Raw genomic sequence first — 17,076 nt, forward strand, 5'->3', positions numbered from 1 at the left:
CCAAGGCCGCCACAGAGACCGCGCAGCAGATTTCTGATCAGGCAGCACTTTCGGCGACATCATCGCCTTCACATGCAATCCGACGCATATCGTCGCGCGACATCGGTTGGCCGAAGTAATAGCCCTGCACCGAAGCGCAACTCTCACCGCGCAAGAAACTCAACTCGTCCTCCACCTCGACCCCTTCGGCCAAGACCGGGATGTCCAGCGCGGCTCCCAACAGCAGCGTAGAGCGTACAATCGCCGCACGTTGGGCATCCTTGTGAACATCCTGCACAAAGCTGCGGTCTATTTTGATCTTATCAAACGGGAAGGCCTGCAAGGTGGCCAGCGATGAGTAGCCGGTGCCAAAATCATCCATCGCAATGCGAATGCCGATGGCTTTCAGCTTATGCATCACTTTCAGCGTATGGGCCTGATCGTCGATAATGCTGGCCTCCGTAATCTCCAGCTCAAGACGCGCAGGATCAATTCCGGTCTCCATCAGGATATCCATCACATCCTCAATGAAAGAAGGCTGTACCAATTGCTGTGGGGCGACATTGACGGCCACACTATAGGGGCGGCTCCACTGCGCCGCCTCTCGGCATGCCTCACGCAGCACCCAACGCCCGATGTCACGGATCAGGCCGGTTTCTTCTGCAATGGGAATGAACTCCGCCGGAGAAACACGGCCTCGAAGCGGGTGGTTCCAACGCAGCAACACCTCAAAACCGACTGGCGCCAATGTATCGAGCGCGTTTTGCAACTGGTAAACCAATTCGAATTCGTCGTGCTGCAATGCCTGGCGCAAATCATGCACCATTTGGGTCTTTTCGCGGTTACGACGGTCCATTTCCGCATTGAACTGGCAAATCGGCGTATCGGGTTCGGACTTTGCGCGATACATGGCAACGTCAGACTTATGCAACAAATCAGCGGGATCGCGGCCGTCTTCCAGCGTTGTGGCAATCCCGATCGACGCCCCAACCCGCAGCGACACCTCATCCAGATCAATGGGTTCAACAATTGCTGCATGCAGACGTTCGGCAAAGCTCTGCACTTCTTCGATACGGCGGAAACCTTCTTTGATCGCGACAAACTCATCCCCGCCCACGCGGGTAATGCGCTCTCCCTCGCCTTCCTGTTCGATCAGGCGCAAGGCGACCTGACGCAGAACCGCATCCCCTGCGGCATGGCCATAGACATCGTTCACCTCTTTAAACAGGTTGAGATCCACGGTCATGATTGCGGCGCGCGCCGTTTCATTTTCATCGAGACGGATTTTAAGTGCATCCAGCTTGCGGGTAAGCCACATACGATTGGGCATGCCCGTCAGCGGGTCATGGGTGGCCGCATGGTTCAGCTGATGGCGGGTTTCCCCCTCCATGTTCACCTCAATGCTGGCAGAAGCCATGGCGATCAGCAGGATGATGGCTGTCACAGCAAAGACCAACAGCGCCATTGCGTTATCCGAGATGGTTTTGGGCGGCACCTCAATGGAGGAATCAAGGCGGATTTCAATCGCGCTCATGCCGGTGAAATGCATCAGGCAAATGGCCAGAACCATCGCCAGTGCAGGCCAGGCGCGCCCAGGAATCCCCCGCATGCGCCGCGTGATCAAACCATAACTCAACGCGCCAAGCCCAGCCCCCAAGATCACAGACACAATCACGGTTCCGATATTCCACTGGATCGTACCGGGCAGCAGATAGGCGCGCATGCCCGTGTAATGCATGGCCGACACCGTCATCCCAAAAATCGCGCCGGCCATGACTGGTGCTGCCGCTCCGCGTGCAAAAGCAAGCCCAGCATTGGCAGCAAAAGAGCCCAGCACGCCAACCACCAGCGATGCGCCCGTCAAAATGGGTTCATACCCATGCTCATAGCCCGGCTCATAAGCCGTCATGGCAATGAAATGCGTCGACCAGATAGTGGCCCCGGTGATCAAACCCGCCAGCGGCAACTGAACCAAGCGTCGCTTCCCGGTCCATTCGGTGAGGCGACCGGACATATGAACAGAAATCACCGATCCAATCACACATATCAAGGCAGCCACAGCAACAAGTCCAAAATGGTGTTCCTGTGTAATACAGTCCAGCAAGCGGTACATTCGTTATTCCTCGGGTCGTGCCGTTCTTGTTACGACGGTGCCACAAGGCGATTAACAACTTTCAAAATTCCAAATGCTGCCAGCGTAAAAAGTACTTTCAAATGAACCTTTTTTGCAGTCGCAGCACGATCGCAAGTCGCACCCCGCTCACAGGGTAAATTCTTTTAAAAACAAAGGAGTAACCAAAAAACGGCTGTCGCCGCTCGATGTAATATTTCACGAAAACTTGATGATCAGGCGATTTGAGTTTGGCGTTCTTCAATCAGCAGCGCAAATTCGGCAACACGTTTGCGGAATTTACGGTTTAGCTTGTTGCGTGCCAATTTCAGCGATTGCACCAGCAGGCGCGCCGCCAGTGTTTTGGGCCGCAGGTCCAAACGCACCGTCATCCGTGTGCGTTGCGACGACAATGCCATCAGATCGACGCGCAGCTCACCCATCATGCCACTGCCGGTTGCGGAAAAGACCACCACATTGGGGGCATCGTATTCCAGAATTTCCAGCCGCATCTTCCGCTCTGATCCGCGAAACATAAAGACGACATCCCACGTCAGATCTTCTGGCGCGGTGGAGCTGTCCCCATTGCGATGCACCTCAACACCTCGCCGGATGGCCGACCGCTCAAAGCTTTCAAAGTCCGTGACGGCCGCAAACGCCTCTGCGATGGGGCTATCGGTATCTTCTTTGGTTTCGAAGTGCATATCAGGACCTGTCGTTGGAACGGCAAAACATCATTTCACCGCGGGCTATGGCATGTTGATAAACTATGTTGGTTACTCAAGTGTATCTGCAACCCAGTTTTCCAAAAGAAACCCCGCTATTGCCCCTTTGCGCGGGGCGCGCACCTTTGGGTGATTGCCTGCAATGGCGTCCATCACCTCTTGGCGTGTCACCCAGAATGCCTCTTCGATCTCTTGCGGATCAAGGGTGATTTCCTCGCTGACTGCAACACCATAACAGCCAAACATCAACGACATAGGGAAGGCCCACGGCTGGCTGGCCAAATAGTCGACCTCGCCCACCTTCACTCCGGTTTCCTCATAAACTTCGCGGCGCACCGCTGCTTCGAGGGTTTCTCCCGGCTCCACAAAACCCGCGAGCAGCGAGTACATACCCTCCGGCCACCCCGGTGACCGCCCCAACAACACGCGATCGCCACGGGTGATCAGCATGATCACAACTGGGTCGGTCCGTGGAAAATGCGGGGCATTGCAGCTTGGGCAGCGACGCTGCCATCCGGCCTGCTCAACATTGCTGGCATGACCGCAACAGGCGCAAAATCCATGGCTTGCGTGCCAGCCCAGCATCGCCTTTGCGGTCGCCGCAAGTTCTGCCTCACGCGCCGAAAGATGCGTCATCACCCGGCGCAACTCCATAAATGCATAGACCTCGGGCAAATCCGGGTGACGCTGCTCGCTTGGATCAAGAAAGCTGTTAAGGCTGGAAGCATCCAGATCTTCAGGCTCCCAGTCGTCGAGGCTCACGGCAAAGTAACCTGCCCCTTGCGCATTTCGTCCCAGAAAAAGCGCATCATGACGTCGCCCCGCCACAAGGGCATGATCGCTTTGCAGATAGGCCAGCCCATCGGCGTCAGAGTGACCGGGCTTGCAAACGCATAAGGGCTTGCCGCGCCACAAAAGCACGATTTGCACTTCTGCCGAACACCAGAGCTGATCTAATGTCGCGGTCTCTGTGCGCAAATACGCCGCGCGATCCAATCCGCTGCCGCCAAAGGTTACTTGCTCCGCTCGCTTCATGACTGTCTCGCTTTTTGAAATGCGTTGCTGCCAGCCACCGTCCGCAAAAGGGGATGACGTTTCATCATTGCAGACAGGCGATGCCGCATTCCCATGTGTGACACAAGCAAAAATGCCACGCTTTTCAAAAACTCGAAAAAAGCCTCTCGTTAGGGTTCCGCACGCCCCCCTGTCTCTGTTCTTCTACTTGTTAACGAATGAGAGAAGCACCGGACGCAAGACAATCACGGAGCGGTGCCCACGAGCGACGATGAATGGCATAGAATGACCGAAGACGACCAAGGCGCCACGGGGACAGATGAGGGTGCTAGCGACCGATCAGAAGTATCGGGGCGATTGCGCGTGCTGGCCACCTCGGATGTCCATAGCCATTTGCTCAGCTACAACTATTACACCGATCAAGAGCATCCCGGAATTGGCCTGAGCCGCACTGCAAGCCTGATTGGCGCGGCCCGCAAAGAGGCCACAGAGTCCGGTGCGATTACGCTGCTGGTCGACAATGGCGACTGGTTGCAGGGCTCACCGCTTGCCGAAACTGACGCCGCTGATCCAGACGCCACCCCTGCATCGATCCGTGCCTTTGACGTCTTGGGCTATGATGCCGTCGGTCTTGGCAACCATGAGTTCAATTTCGGCCTTCCTGTCCTTGCCCGGGCGCTCTCTGCGCTGCCCTGCCCGGCGGTTTGCAGCAATATTACACCCCTTGCCGACGCCCATGCGCTGCCTGTTCACAAAACCCTGATACTGCGCAGGCGTATGCCTTGTGCACCCGCAGATGCGCCGGATGTAAAGATCGGGCTGTTGTCGGTGTTGCCGCCGCAAACCATGCTCTGGGATGCCGATCATCTGGAGGGGCGTCTGCGTGTCGACGATATCCTCAGCAGCGCACGCGCCGCGATTGCGGATCTGCGCAATGCGGGGGCCGATGTGGTGATCGCATTGGCACATACCGGGCTGGGCCCGACTGACCAAGTCGCGGGGATGGAAAACGCGCTCAGACCTTTGTCGCACTTGCCCGGTCTTGATGCAGCTGTGAGCGGACATACCCATTTGTTGCTGCCGGCGCCCGATGGTGAGGATGCCGGGCTGGGTGTTCCGGTGGTGATGCCTGGCTCCAGTGGCTCACATCTCGGGGTGATCGACCTCGACCTGGTCCGCACCCCGCAAGGCTGGCGTGTCACGCAGGGAGATTGCGCCCTGCGCCCGGTTGCACATCAGACCCGCGATGGTCTCGTGCCAGTGGTCCCGGAGGCACCAGAACTGGTTAACGCCCTGAGCGACATTCATCAGCGCACCCGCGCCGATATGGCCACAAATGTTGGCACGCTCGCACAGCCACACCACTCCTATTTTACCTATTTTGGCGAGGATCGCGCACTCGCTCTCACCGCCGCGGCGCAGGCCGCTGCTGTTCGCCCGACCCTTGCAAAATCAGAATTCGCCGACCTGCCGCTTTTGTCGGCAGTCGCACCGGCTAAATTTGGTGGGCGCGCGGGGCCGCTCAATTACACCGATGTGCCCGCAGGAGAGATTTCGCGCCGCCATGTGGCCGACATCTACATTTATCCAAACGAATTGCGCTGCATTATCGTTGACGCACAGCAACTGCGGGACTGGTTGGACATGTCGGCAGGGCTGTTTAATCAGTTGGAGCCCAATGCTCCTGACCGCCTGCTGGCAAATCCTGCGCGGGCCGGACACAACTTCGATGTGATCTTCGGCCTGGAGTATGAAATCGACCCGACAGCAACGGCACGTTTTGATGCCGATGGACGCCTCTTAAACGACGCGGCAAGCCGTATCAGAAATCTGCGCTGGCACGGGCACCCTTTGCAACCTGCCCAGAGGTTCGCAGTTGCCTTCAACAGCTACCGCAGCAGCGGAGGCGGCAACTTTCGTATGCTTGATCAGGCGCAGGCTCTCTCGCTGCCACCTCAGATGATCCGCGACACTGTCGGGGCCTATGTGACGTCGACCCTAGCGGCAGATCCATTGGCAGCGGCACCCTATCCGTGGCGCATCCGTCCGAACCTCGGCGTGGAGGCGATTGCCGTCACAGGCCCCGGCGTGCACCGCCACCTGCATGAATTGCCTGATGACGTCGCCCAAAGCGCGACCGAACTGGATACAGGCTTTGTGGCGTTGAAGCTGCAGCTCTGAGTGGCACCATTTAGAGCTGCGCATCATCAAAGGGCGTCGTGATAAGCGCCGAGTACCTCAGCCATTGCGATGTCGAGGATGCCAAGGCAACCTTTTGGATTGCACCCACCGCCTCAACTACACCTTCACGGTAGACCTCTGCCTTCCTTCACACGCGCATAGGGTCAGGAAATCGCCCAGGCTGCGGGTTGTCATTGTATCGTCACTTCCCTATATCGGGATTCGAGGGGTTGGCGCGGGCAAGCGCCTCGCCAACCTGGTCAGGTCCGGAAGGAAGCAGCCACAACGAGCCCCGCTTGGGTCGATGTCCAACCTCTCACTTTATAAAAAGCCCCGCCTCTGGCGGGTTTTTTTGTCTCTAGGCGTTTACCCACACCTCCAAAACACAATCGAACCGCAGGGGTGATTTTGCACGTGCAGCAAGATCTTTGTTGACGAGTCGGCAGCGCGCTCGCTACCTCTTCTTGAGATGGTTTTCGTTTCTCTATCCGAGGACGGAATGAAGAGGGAATACGGTGAGGTTCGGGCATATGCCCCGCCAAGTCCGTGACTGCCCCCGCAACTGTAGGCGGCGAGTACCCCGGCAAGACCACTGATCCGTCACGGCCACATTGGCCGATGGGATCGGGAAGGGCCGGTACGCGATGACCCGCAAGTCAGGAGACCTGCCATCAATGATACGAACCTGAAACCGGGCGGGGTGTCCTGGAGGAGGTCTGACGGCTGATCTCTCTTGCCCACCATTGAGGGGCAATGTCTCGCCCGAAGTCTCTCATCTTGCCCCCGTCACAACTATCTTGGTGCGGAGGGCACGCAGAGAATGGACCAACAGCGATCACATGAATTTGTGTCGACCACATGTATGCATCTGGGGCGCCCCTGCCCGGCCGCACAACGGATGCTGAAAGCCTTGGCACAGGCGCTCGATAGCGCGCGCCCACTGACACAGGAAGATTTTGAAATCAGTGGAGAAAGCCGCCTAGATGGATGCGAGAAAGCCTGCCCTGCGCGTTTTGCCGCCAACCACAGCCGCATTCGAGTGTTCTGTGACGTAACCTCATCGACCAAGACCGAAACGCTGGATCGGTTCGCCGATGCGATGTTGTCCAGTGATGCCAACACGATGAGCAGCACATGTGTATCAGAGATTCCGCGCGCCTTTGGCGAGGCGCGACCTGTGCGCAGCTATCGGGATCAGCGCGCTGAGGTCTGACGCTCAGCGCAGCCTTCAGTTCAGGTCGGGGACCTTCTGCCAAAGGCCCACGCCATTTGTGCGTCTGTCTCGACGGCGCAGGGCCGCAGAGTTCTGAGGCGGCTGAGCGCTGCCTCGGCAGACTCGCCGCTTTCGATCATCAACCGCAGCACCGCCATGCCGGATCGACCGCAGCCTCCCCGGCAGTGGACCAGAACCCGGCCACCACCGGACATGGCCTGACGGGCCATCGTGCTGATGTGTTGCCAGTGTTCGTCCATCTCTGCGGTGGGGATTTGATAATCCTCGACCGGCATATGGAACCAGCGGCTGCCGAGGCCCTGTATATCCGTGCCCAGGTTCTCAACACCGAGAATCACATGCTCCACCCGCGTGGTCATCGAAATCACCATCGACGGGCGCCATTCACGAATCAAACGCAAATCACCCGCGTAATCCCCCCCAGCGCCGGGCGCGCGGCTCAGCGCCAATATACCGTCCCCAAACGACAGCGCGTGAAGCGATAGGGTCTGCACAGCCGACTGCGGCTGCATATTCGTAGCACTCACCATTTACTCTCCCCCCCCCGGGAGGCGCGGCGTAATTTCCGCGATACCTTCACGCTATCTTAACCCCGCCAAGTCTCAGACAGGTAGCCTTTTCTGTCACCTCCCCCATTCTGCCGGGTTCCCGTGCAACAGCGGTGGACGAAGCGGACAGCGGCGCTTAGTTTGCACAGGATCATTGGCGTGGCTCGCGAATCCAGCGGCGCGCCCTCAAAGACCATCCGAAAGGCCCTCATGAGCGAGCACAGCCCCGAGACCTCCAGCGCACCGCAAAGCGGACAATATCAGGTTCTGGCACGCAAGTATCGGCCCGAGACCTTTGCCGATCTGGTCGGTCAGGACGCGATGGTGCGCACGCTGAAGAACGCCTTTGCCGCAGATCGCATCGCGCAGGCCTTCATTATGACAGGTATTCGCGGCACCGGTAAAACCACCACCGCGCGGATCATCGCCAAGGGCATGAACTGCATCGGGGAGGACGGTCAGGGCGGCCCGACCACGGAGCCCTGCGGCAAATGCGAACATTGCGTGGCGATCATGGAAGGTCGCCATGTGGATGTGATGGAGATGGATGCCGCTTCGCGCACCGGTGTGGGTGACATCCGCGAGATCATCGACAGTGTGGCCTATCGCGCGGCTTCGGCCCGCTACAAGATCTACATCATTGATGAGGTCCACATGCTGTCAACCTCTGCTTTCAACGCGCTGTTGAAGACGCTTGAAGAGCCACCGGCGCATGTGAAATTCATCTTTGCCACCACCGAAATCCGCAAGGTGCCGGTGACGGTGCTGTCGCGCTGTCAGCGGTTTGACTTGCGCCGGATCGAGCCGGAGGTGATGATCGATCTGCTGCGCCGGATCGCCACCAATGAGAAAGCCGAGATCGCCGAAGATGCGCTGGCGCTGATTACCCGCGCGGCAGAAGGTTCCGCACGGGATGCGACCTCACTGCTGGATCAGGCAATCAGCCATGGTGCGGGGGAGACCACAGCGGATCAGGTGCGCGCGATGCTCGGTCTTGCGGACCGGGGCCGGGTGCTGGATCTGATGGATATGATCCTGCGCGGCGATGCGGCGGCGGCCCTGACGGAGCTGTCCGGTCAATATGCCGAGGGCGCGGACCCGATGGCGGTGCTGCGCGATCTGGCCGAGATCACCCATTGGGTGTCGGTGGTAAAGATCACCCCCGATGCGGCAGAAGATCCGACCATCAGCCCGGATGAGCGGGCCCGTGGACAGGATATGGCCAGCCGCCTGCCGATGCGGGTGCTGACGCGCATGTGGCAGATGCTGCTCAAGGCGCTCGAGGAAGTCGCCGCCGCACCCAATGCGATGATGGCGGCAGAGATGGCTGTGATCCGCCTGACCCATGTGGCCGATCTGCCCTCGCCCGAGGAACTGGTTCGCAAACTGCAGGACACCCCCCCACCGCCACATCCAGGTGGTCCGGGTGGGGGACACCCCATGCAAGGCATGGGGTCGCCTGCGGCGGGCGGGGGGGGCGGGGCTCCGGCTTACGCCCCCGCCCCGCCGCAGGGCGCCCCCGGCGGTGGCCCCAATGGGGGGCACACTATGTCGGCAAGTGGCGGGCAAATGGCAGCGCTTGCGCCGCGTGTGGACAGCGCCTTGGCGCGCTATCCGAGTTTTGAACATGTGATCGAACTGATCCGCAAACACCGCGATGTGAAGCTGCTGGTCGAGGTCGAGGGCGGCGTGCGGCTGGTGTCGTATCAACCGGGCCGCATCACGTTCACCCCCGCCGCAAATGCACCGCAGGACCTCGCTGCCCGCATCGGCACTGCCTTGCAAAACTGGACCGGAAGCCGCTGGGTGGTCTCCATTGCCCCAGATGGTGATGCGCCAACGATTGCGGAACTGCGTGACGCTGCCGAAAACGCCCTGCGTGCAGAAGCCTCTGCGCACCCTCTGGTGCAGGCGGTGCTCCAGAATTTCCCCAAGGCGAAGATCACCAAGATCCGCACGCAGGAAGAACTGGCCGCTGAAGTTCAGGCCGAGGCCCTGCCTGAAGTCGAGGATGAGTGGGATCCGTTTGAGGAATAAACCCTGTCATGGCTAGGCTTCTGTGAGCCCGTCCATGCCCGGCTCCTGCCCTGAGATCAGCGCAGCACCTCCGCCGCTTTGACCACCTTGGCGTAACCCATCGCCAATGGGGCCATAAATGCAGCGTGGACCTGTTCAGCGGACACAGACACACCGCCGAATTCAACGGCGCGGGCGGCGCAGGCATCCTCGGCAATGGTCACGGCAAAGCCAAAATCTGCTGCGGCCCGCGCGGTGGCGTCCACGCACATCTGGCTCATCGCCCCGCATAGGATCACCTCTTCGACTTCGGCGTCTTGCAGCAGCTCCTGCAAGCGGGTGCCGTGAAAGCTGTTGGGCCTATGTTTGGTCAACACCGCCTCCCCGTCTCGCGGCAGAACCGAGGCATGTATTTCCGCCCCCTTTGAGCCAGTGCGAAAGAACGGCGCATCGGGATTTGGATTTTCGTGCCGGATATGCACAACCAGATCGCCTTGCGCCCGTACCGCCCGCAAGAGCTCTGCGGCCTGCGCGCTGGCGGCGGTCATCTCGTGCAATTCCCAGTCACCACCGGGAAAATAGTCGTTCTGAATATCAATCAGTATCAGGGCGATTTTTGGCATCTGTCTTCTCCTTTGCACGTGTCGCATGGGTCAGACTGGCACAACTTGACCACCGCCACACTTGGCGCATATGCCTGTCTATATGCAGAGTACGCCAAACAACCCTGTTGTTCTGATCGACGCTCCGGGTGCGCAGCGCGCCGCGCTCTGGGGATTGGCCGATCTATTTGCCCTGATCCCGCGGCTCAGCCCCAGCAGCCGAGCGCTGGATCTGCAAATCTGCTCTTGGGATGCCCTGCCTTCAAAACCGGTTGCGGCCTTCGTGTTTGTACCCTCGATTGAGGACACCCGCCCTGCCCCCGATCATCCACTGGTGGATTGGGCGGCGCAACAACATGCCCAAGGCGCGCTGGCCTGCTCTGTCTGCGCCGGCGCGTTCTGGCTTGGGCAGGCCGGGCTACTGGATCACCGACCTGCCACCACCCATTGGGCACTGGAGGCGGAGTTTCGACAGGCATTTCCAGATGTGCGCCTCGCACCGGAGCATATCCTTGTGGACGACCATGATGTGATCACCGCCGGAGGGCTGATGGCGTGGACCGATCTCGGCCTGCATCTGACGGGGCGCTGGTATGGGGCGGAAATGGTCACGCGCCTGGCCCGCCACCTGCTGATCGACCCAAGTGGGCGGGAGCAACGTGCCTATTCCAGCTTTGCGCCCCCGCGACACCATGGCAACATGCCGGTCCTGGCCGCGCAGCGTCACATGGATCGTCACTATGGCATGCCTCTGACCGTACCGACCTTGGCAGCGGTCGCAAACCTATCTGAGCGATCCTTTGTGCGCCACTTCACTGCCGCCACCGGACTGCCTCCCGCCACCTACCTGCAAGCACTGCGGGTAGAGAAGGCACGCGGCGCGCTGGAGCGCGGGCAGGACAGCATCGCGCAGATCGCATGGGACGTAGGCTATCGCGATGTGCCCGCCTTTGCTCGCGCCTTCAAATCCGTGACCGGCCTCACCCCCGGTGCCTATCGGGAGCGGTTTCGCGCGCATCAGGGATGAAGCGCAGCTGAACATATAAGAATGCGACGGGCCTTTACCGGCTTTACCCTTGCCTGCGCGGGGTCGCGCACGTATCTAACAAGGCAAACCTGACATCAGGAGTGATAGGATATGTTCAAAGGCCTCGGAGGCCTCGGCGATATGGCCGGGATGATGAAAAAAGCCCAGGAAATGCAATCCAAGATGGGTGAAATGCAGGAAAAGCTGCACAACATCATGGTTGTGGGCGAAGCGGGCGCAGGTCTGGTCAAGGCCACAGCCAGCGCCAAGGGTGATCTGAAGTCGCTCGACATCGACCCGTCGATCTTTAACGGCGACGACAAGGAAGTGGTTGAGGACCTGATCCTTGCCGCCGTGAAAGACGCGCAAACCAAAGCGGCAGAGCGCGCGCAGGAAGAGATGACCAAGCTGACCGACGGCCTCGGCCTGCCCAAGGACATGAAACTGCCATTCTAAGGCAGGTGACATGCGGAGATCAGGCGGCCTAAGGGTCGCCTTTTTTCATGTCGTCGCGGTGGCAGCGCGCAGAATGAGCAGGCAGGGCTTGCACTTCCGGGTGCGATACGGCCTAGTTGAACAGAAGCAGAACGGGACGGCACCATGGCGGCGCAGGACAACAGTGATATCGAGGCATTGATCGCATTGATGGCCAAGCTGCCGGGGCTTGGTCCGCGTTCCGCGCGCCGGGCTGTACTGCACCTGATCCGCAAGCGTGCGCTGGTTCTGACCCCCTTGGCCGACGCCATAGGCCGCGTGGCAGAGACCGCGCGCGAATGCCTGAACTGCGGCAATGTCGGCACCAGCGACATCTGTGCGCTCTGCGCGGATGAGACACGCGCCAATGGCGAGCTCTGTGTGGTCGAAGATGTGGCTGATCTCTGGGCGATGGAACGCGCGGGCGTGTTCAAGGGCCGCTATCACGTTTTGGGCGGCACACTGTCCGCACTGGATGCCGTGGGGCCAGAAGATCTGCGCATTCCGCGACTTGTGGATCGTGTGGCGACGGAAGGCGTGAACGAGGTGATCCTCGCGCTCAATGCCACCATCGACGGGCAGACCACCGCGCATTACATCGCCGATCAGCTTGAGGGTCGCGTTAAGCTAACATCGCTGGCGCAGGGCGTGCCGATCGGGGGCGAGTTGGACTATCTCGACGATGGCACGATCTCTGCAGCCCTTCGGGCGCGCAAAGAGATTTAACCCTCTCAAACGTACGTTTGAGGAGCCGCGCGCGCCTGTTGGGCGCGGAACGCACGACATTCCAAAAACCTTGAATAAACGCCCGTTCTCCGGCGGCGCGGTTTTCTACATGTGCTATCCAGTTGGCTGATCCAGTGGCTGCAGCCTCCCACATGAGAATGCCCCACGCAGCAGAACAAAAGACAAAAGGAAACCGCCATGTCGCAAACTGAGAAAGCCATCCGTTTCGCGGAGTTGCACAGGAAGGGCGATCCGCTTGTGCTCTACAACATCTGGGATGCAGCCGGTGCCAAGGCGCTGGTCGAAGAAGGCGTGCCAGCGGTTGCAACCGGCAGTTGGGCGATGGCCGCAGCACATGGATATGAAGATGGCGAATCCATCCCGCTGGATTTCGTGCTGCGAATTGTCGAGCGTATCTGCGCCACTGTTTCAGTTCCTGTCTCTGTGGATTTCGAAGGCGGCTATGCCACCACCCCTGCTGCGCTTGCCGAAAACACCCGCAAAATCATCCGCGCCGGTGCTGTGGGGATCAATTTTGAGGACCGGGTGGTCAATGGCGCGGGGCTGCATGCGATATCCACTCAAGCGGAGCGGATCAGGACCATCAGAGCGGTCGCTGACGAGGAGGGCGTTCCGCTCTTTATCAACGCTCGCACCGATCTCTTTTTGGGCACCGCCCCCGCGACACACCCGATCAAGATCCCGGACGCCCTCCAACGCCAGGCCGCTTACGCAGAGGCCGGGGCCAACTGCTTTTTTGTACCGGGGCTGACGGCGCCCGATCTGATCGCGCAAATCGTCGAAAGCACCACAGATCCTGTGAACCTGATGATGATCGGAGATCTGCGCACGCTCGATGCAGCCACCGCACTTGGCGCATCAAGGCTGAGTTACGGTGCTGGACCGTTTCTTCAGGCGCTCGCGGATCTCAAAAAAGCCCACGCAAGCCTACGGCCCTGAGACCCCGCTGGCGGCGGCAGCGCGTCGCTCAGCGTCAAGCGTGACCCGCCGCGCCTGTGGCGCGGCGCTAGGCCCAACGCCGAGCAGAGCAGCTCTTGCTGCTTGGATCGGGGGCGGGAGCGCCCCCGCCTCGTACTAAACCTTAGCCATAATAGGATTTGAGCGCGGCAAGGGTTGCATCAAACCCCTCGCTGGTGACGTCCTTGTGCAGCACCATGCGGATGGCCCCGGTGCCTCCGGCAGAGAGGACCACACCCGCTTTGGCCAGTGCGACACCCAGCGCCGCGTTGTCACCATCGGCGGGGGTGAAGAAGACCATGTTGGTATTGTGATCGACGGCACCCGCCCCCAATGCGCGCAGGGTTTCAGCAAGCGCGGCTGCCCTTGCATGATCCTCAGCAAGCCGGGTCACATTGTGATCCAGCGCATAAAGCCCCGCTGCTGCCAGTACACCGGCCTGACGCATGCCACCGCCCACCATTTTGCGCAAACGGCGCGCCCGCGTGATCAGATCCTTTGGCCCCACCAGAACAGAACCCACAGGTGCCCCGAGCCCTTTGGACAGGCAGATGGAGACACTGTCAAAGCGTTTGGCAATCTCAGCCAGACCACATCTCAATTCTGTCACCGCGTTAAACACCCGCGCCCCATCCAGATGCACCGACAATCCCGCCTCGCGTGCGGGCGCGATACAGGCATCAACGCGTGCGAGCGACACGGCCTTGCCGTTATGGGTGTTTTCCAATGACAACAGCCGCGAAACCGGATGGTGCGAGTCATCTTCTTTAACCGCAGCGGCAATATCAGCAGGTTCCAACCCGCCATCCGCAGAGACTTTCAGCGGGTCAAGAATAATCCCACCCAGCGCCGAGGCACCGCCAGCCTCATATTTGTACACGTGATAATCGCGCCCGGTGATCACTTCTTCACCGCGTCCGCAATGGGCCAGCATGGCGACGAGGTTGCTTTGGGTGCCCGTCGGCAAGAACAGGGCCGCCTCCTTGCCCGCACGCTCTGCGATTGAAGCTTCAAGACGATTGAGGCTTGGATCTTCACCGTAGACATCGTCACCGACTTCGGCCTCTGCCATGGCCGCGCGCATGCCTGCATCGGGGCGGGTCACCGTATCGCTGCGCAAATCACAAAGCACCTGATTGTGCTGTTCGCCGGGCGTTTGTGTGTACTGGCTCATGATCCCTGTCCTTTAGTTCCGCCGGAGCGCGTGATGTCCATACGTGTCGCAGGCATATTGAAACCATCCAAAAGCGCAGTGCAATGGGCGGCGGCGTTGCCGATACAATCGCGCCGCCCCTTCCGACCGGACGACCATTCGGTCAGATCGCGCCGAGGCCCTGTTCTATTGCGATGGTCAGCTTGTCACAAATCTCACCGATCTGGTCATCGTTCAAGATAAACGGCGGGGCCAGCAGGATGTGATCGCCATAGCGACCATCGCGGGTGCCGGACATCGGATAACAGATCAACCCGGCCTCCAGTGCGGCCCGTTTGATACGTGCCGCCAAGCCATGTGCGGGGTCGAAAGGTGTCTTGGTCTCGCGATCCTCAACCAGCTCCACCCCACAAAAGAGGCCCCGTCCCCGAATGTCGCCCACATGCGGATGCTGACCGAAGCGCTCTATCAGAGCAGTGTGCAGCTGCGCGCCCATTTCAGCCGCACGTTCGACCAGATTGCGCGTCAGCATTTGGTGCACCACCGCAAGCCCCGCCGCTGTCGCCACCGGATGCCCGAGGTATGTATGCCCATGCTGGAAGAACCCGGTCCCTTGTGCAATCGCCTCATAAATCTCGCTTGAGCAGAGCATCGCGCCGATAGGTTGATACCCGGCACCGAGCCCCTTTGCGATGCAGAGGATATCAGGTGCCACACCATCCGCATCGCAGGCGAACAGATGCCCGGTGCGCCCCATGCCGCACATCACCTCATCAAGGATCAAAAGCACGCCATAGGTGTCACAAATCTCGCGGATCCGTTTGAAATAGCCCTCAACCGCTGGCACGGCACCCAAGGTCGCCCCAACCACCGGTTCCGCCATAAATGCCATCACCGTGTCAGGACCAAGACGCAGGATTTCTGCCTCCAGCTCATTGGCGACACGCTGCCCGTATTCAAAGCTGCTCTCGCCCTCTGCCCGGTCGACATATTCATAGCAAGGCGCGATATGAGACACACCAATCAGGAGCGGGTCAAACTGCTGCCGCCGCCACGCATTGCCGCCCGCCGCAAGCGCACCAAGCGTGTTGCCATGATAGCTCTGCTTTCGTGCGATCAGATGGCGGCGCTGCGGCTCTCCTCGTTCCAGATGATACTGCCGCGCGAGTTTAATTGCCGCCTCAGTCGCTTCGGAGCCGCCAGAAACAAAATACACCCGGTCCAATGAACCCGGCGCGTGCGAGATGAGCAGATCCGCCAAAGCCTCAGCCGGCTCTGAGGTCATAAACCCGGTATGCGCAAAGGCGAGCTTTTCAACCTGCTCCTGAACAGCTTTGATCACCGCGGCATCTGAGTGGCCAAGGCAGGATACCGCGGCCCCACCGGAGCCGTCGAAATAGCGTTTACCTTTGGCATCAATCAGATAGCAACCATCTCCTGCCACTGCGGTGGGCAGATCGGATTTAGTATGACGGGGGAAGATGTGGCTCATGTCGGCTCTCGCAGGTTGGCGCCCGGCACATCCGTTTGCGGCGCAAGGATATGACCACGCGCGGTGGCCTGTTGCAGGAAGGCCGCGACAGACGCGGCGTTGTCAGCCCATGGCGCGCCATCTTCAGGGCCAAGGCTGTTTTCAAACCCAATCCGGACCTGTCCCCCGGCTTTGATCGCCGCGAGCAGACAGGCATGTTCCTGCGGCCCAAAGGCACAAAGCGACCACCGGAGAGCAAGTGGTGCAATCAGCGCCAAAAACTCAGGTAGCATTGCAGGCGCTGCGGGCTGGCCGGTGGCATATTGCCCCAACACAAGGATCACATCGCGCATCTCTTGCGGCACTGTCCCATCTGCGTACCACGACTGTAGCTGCGCCACACAACCGGGCGTATAAAGGATATGTTGCACCTGTGTGCCCGCTTCAGCGCAAACCGCATAGGCCCGTGCCGCCAGCGCCGCATCCCGTGCCATCTCTCGCACCGAGACGGATGCCGCTGCCGGGCGCAGCGCCTCAAGACAAGCCAGCTGCGCCGGGACATCAAAAAGACCTGCACTCTCTGTGGTGATCTGAATGTGCATGGCAGGCGCGCATTCCGTCACCGCTGCAATCGCATCCCGGTAGCGTCCCGCATCAAGCGAATGCACCCCCTCATCGTCCCGGACATGCATGTGCAGAGCTTGCGCGCCCAACTGGTGGCATGCCTTGGCGGTCGCGGCCAGTTCTTCCGCAGTCAGCGGCAGCGCGAGGTGATCGCCTTTACCCCGCCGCGCGCCGTTTGGCGCAACCATTAGTGTGAATTCCGTCACCGTTTTGG

Annotated in this window: 15 protein-coding genes, 1 other RNA gene and 1 riboswitch; of the genes, 8 read left to right on the forward strand and 8 right to left on the reverse strand. The window is 59.9% G+C overall.

Annotation, left to right across the window (positions count from 1 at the left end):
* Positions 1-37: 37 nt before the first annotated feature.
* From K529_RS18250 to nudC, 3 genes are all read right to left on the reverse strand, one after another.
* Positions 38-2,092 carry a putative bifunctional diguanylate cyclase/phosphodiesterase gene (locus tag K529_RS18250; protein WP_005615803.1) on the reverse strand — a complete coding sequence of 685 codons (2,055 nt, stop codon included), beginning with the start codon at positions 2,090-2,092 and terminating at the stop codon, positions 38-40.
* 233 nt (positions 2,093-2,325) lie between these two features.
* Complete coding sequence (locus tag K529_RS18255; protein WP_005615805.1) at positions 2,326-2,793, reverse strand: SRPBCC family protein; 468 nt, start codon at positions 2,791-2,793, stop codon at positions 2,326-2,328.
* A gap of 72 nt (positions 2,794-2,865) precedes the next feature.
* Positions 2,866-3,849 carry an NAD(+) diphosphatase gene (gene nudC / locus K529_RS18260; protein ID WP_005615806.1) on the reverse strand — a complete coding sequence of 328 codons (984 nt, stop codon included), beginning with the start codon at positions 3,847-3,849 and terminating at the stop codon, positions 2,866-2,868.
* Positions 3,850-4,113: 264 nt separating this feature from the next.
* Here nudC and K529_RS18265 point away from each other — a divergent pair, with 264 nt between their 5' ends.
* The 3 genes from K529_RS18265 (at position 4,114) to K529_RS18275 (ending at position 7,222) form a co-directional block, all read left to right on the forward strand.
* Positions 4,114-6,009 (forward strand): 5'-nucleotidase C-terminal domain-containing protein, encoded by a 1,896-nt coding sequence (locus K529_RS18265; protein WP_005615808.1) that lies wholly within the window; start codon positions 4,114-4,116, stop codon positions 6,007-6,009.
* 223 nt (positions 6,010-6,232) lie between these two features.
* Positions 6,233-6,331, forward strand: an RNA gene (gene ffs, locus K529_RS18270) — signal recognition particle sRNA small type.
* A gap of 131 nt (positions 6,332-6,462) precedes the next feature.
* Positions 6,463-6,696: riboswitch (cobalamin riboswitch) on the forward strand.
* 133 nt (positions 6,697-6,829) lie between these two features.
* The gene (locus tag K529_RS18275; RefSeq protein WP_005615810.1) at positions 6,830-7,222 is read left to right on the forward strand and encodes a hypothetical protein; all 393 of its coding nucleotides are present in this window, start codon (positions 6,830-6,832) and stop codon (positions 7,220-7,222) included.
* Positions 7,223-7,242: 20 nt separating this feature from the next.
* Here the strand turns inward: K529_RS18275 and K529_RS18280 are convergent, their stop codons facing one another.
* Positions 7,243-7,773 (reverse strand): protein-tyrosine phosphatase family protein, encoded by a 531-nt coding sequence (locus K529_RS18280; RefSeq protein WP_046002565.1) that lies wholly within the window; start codon positions 7,771-7,773, stop codon positions 7,243-7,245.
* A gap of 228 nt (positions 7,774-8,001) precedes the next feature.
* Between K529_RS18280 and K529_RS18285 the strand changes: the two genes are divergently transcribed.
* Entirely contained in the window at positions 8,002-9,828 is a 1,827-nt protein-coding gene (locus K529_RS18285; protein WP_065317498.1) for a DNA polymerase III subunit gamma/tau, read from the forward strand.
* Positions 9,829-9,884: 56 nt separating this feature from the next.
* Here the strand turns inward: K529_RS18285 and K529_RS18290 are convergent, their stop codons facing one another.
* Positions 9,885-10,430 (reverse strand): cysteine hydrolase family protein, encoded by a 546-nt coding sequence (locus tag K529_RS18290; RefSeq protein ID WP_005658230.1) that lies wholly within the window; start codon positions 10,428-10,430, stop codon positions 9,885-9,887.
* A gap of 82 nt (positions 10,431-10,512) precedes the next feature.
* On the opposite strand from K529_RS18290, the gene K529_RS18295 reads away from it, so the two are divergent.
* The 4 genes from K529_RS18295 to K529_RS18310 all read left to right on the forward strand — a co-directional run bounded on the left by K529_RS18295 (position 10,513) and on the right by K529_RS18310 (position 13,596).
* Complete coding sequence (locus tag K529_RS18295) at positions 10,513-11,436, forward strand: GlxA family transcriptional regulator (protein ID WP_040643413.1); 924 nt, start codon at positions 10,513-10,515, stop codon at positions 11,434-11,436.
* A 111-nt stretch (positions 11,437-11,547) separates the two neighbouring features.
* The gene (locus K529_RS18300) at positions 11,548-11,892 is read left to right on the forward strand and encodes a YbaB/EbfC family nucleoid-associated protein (protein ID WP_005658236.1); all 345 of its coding nucleotides are present in this window, start codon (positions 11,548-11,550) and stop codon (positions 11,890-11,892) included.
* A 144-nt stretch (positions 11,893-12,036) separates the two neighbouring features.
* A complete protein-coding gene (gene recR / locus K529_RS18305) occupies positions 12,037-12,636 on the forward strand; it encodes a recombination mediator RecR (RefSeq protein WP_005658238.1) in 600 nt (199 codons plus the stop codon).
* Positions 12,637-12,834: 198 nt separating this feature from the next.
* Positions 12,835-13,596 carry an isocitrate lyase/PEP mutase family protein gene (locus K529_RS18310; RefSeq protein ID WP_005658241.1) on the forward strand — a complete coding sequence of 254 codons (762 nt, stop codon included), beginning with the start codon at positions 12,835-12,837 and terminating at the stop codon, positions 13,594-13,596.
* A gap of 142 nt (positions 13,597-13,738) precedes the next feature.
* Here K529_RS18310 and ltaE read toward each other — a convergent pair whose 3' ends face one another.
* The 3 genes from ltaE to K529_RS18325 form a co-directional block, all read right to left on the reverse strand.
* Positions 13,739-14,788, reverse strand: a complete 1,050-nt coding sequence (gene ltaE, locus K529_RS18315) for a low-specificity L-threonine aldolase (RefSeq protein WP_046002563.1) — start codon at positions 14,786-14,788, stop codon at positions 13,739-13,741.
* Positions 14,789-14,930: 142 nt separating this feature from the next.
* Positions 14,931-16,259: an aspartate aminotransferase family protein gene (locus tag K529_RS18320; protein WP_005611943.1), complete on the reverse strand. Its 1,329-nt coding sequence runs from the start codon at positions 16,257-16,259 to the stop codon at positions 14,931-14,933.
* Entirely contained in the window at positions 16,256-17,068 is an 813-nt protein-coding gene (locus tag K529_RS18325; protein ID WP_040641421.1) for a BKACE family enzyme, read from the reverse strand. The genes K529_RS18320 and K529_RS18325 overlap by 4 nt, the downstream gene beginning before the upstream one ends.
* Positions 17,069-17,076 lie beyond the last annotated feature (8 nt).

Origin of the sequence: Tritonibacter mobilis F1926, from assembly GCF_000376545.2 — a bacterium.
Lineage (GTDB): Bacteria > Pseudomonadota > Alphaproteobacteria > Rhodobacterales > Rhodobacteraceae > Epibacterium > Epibacterium mobile.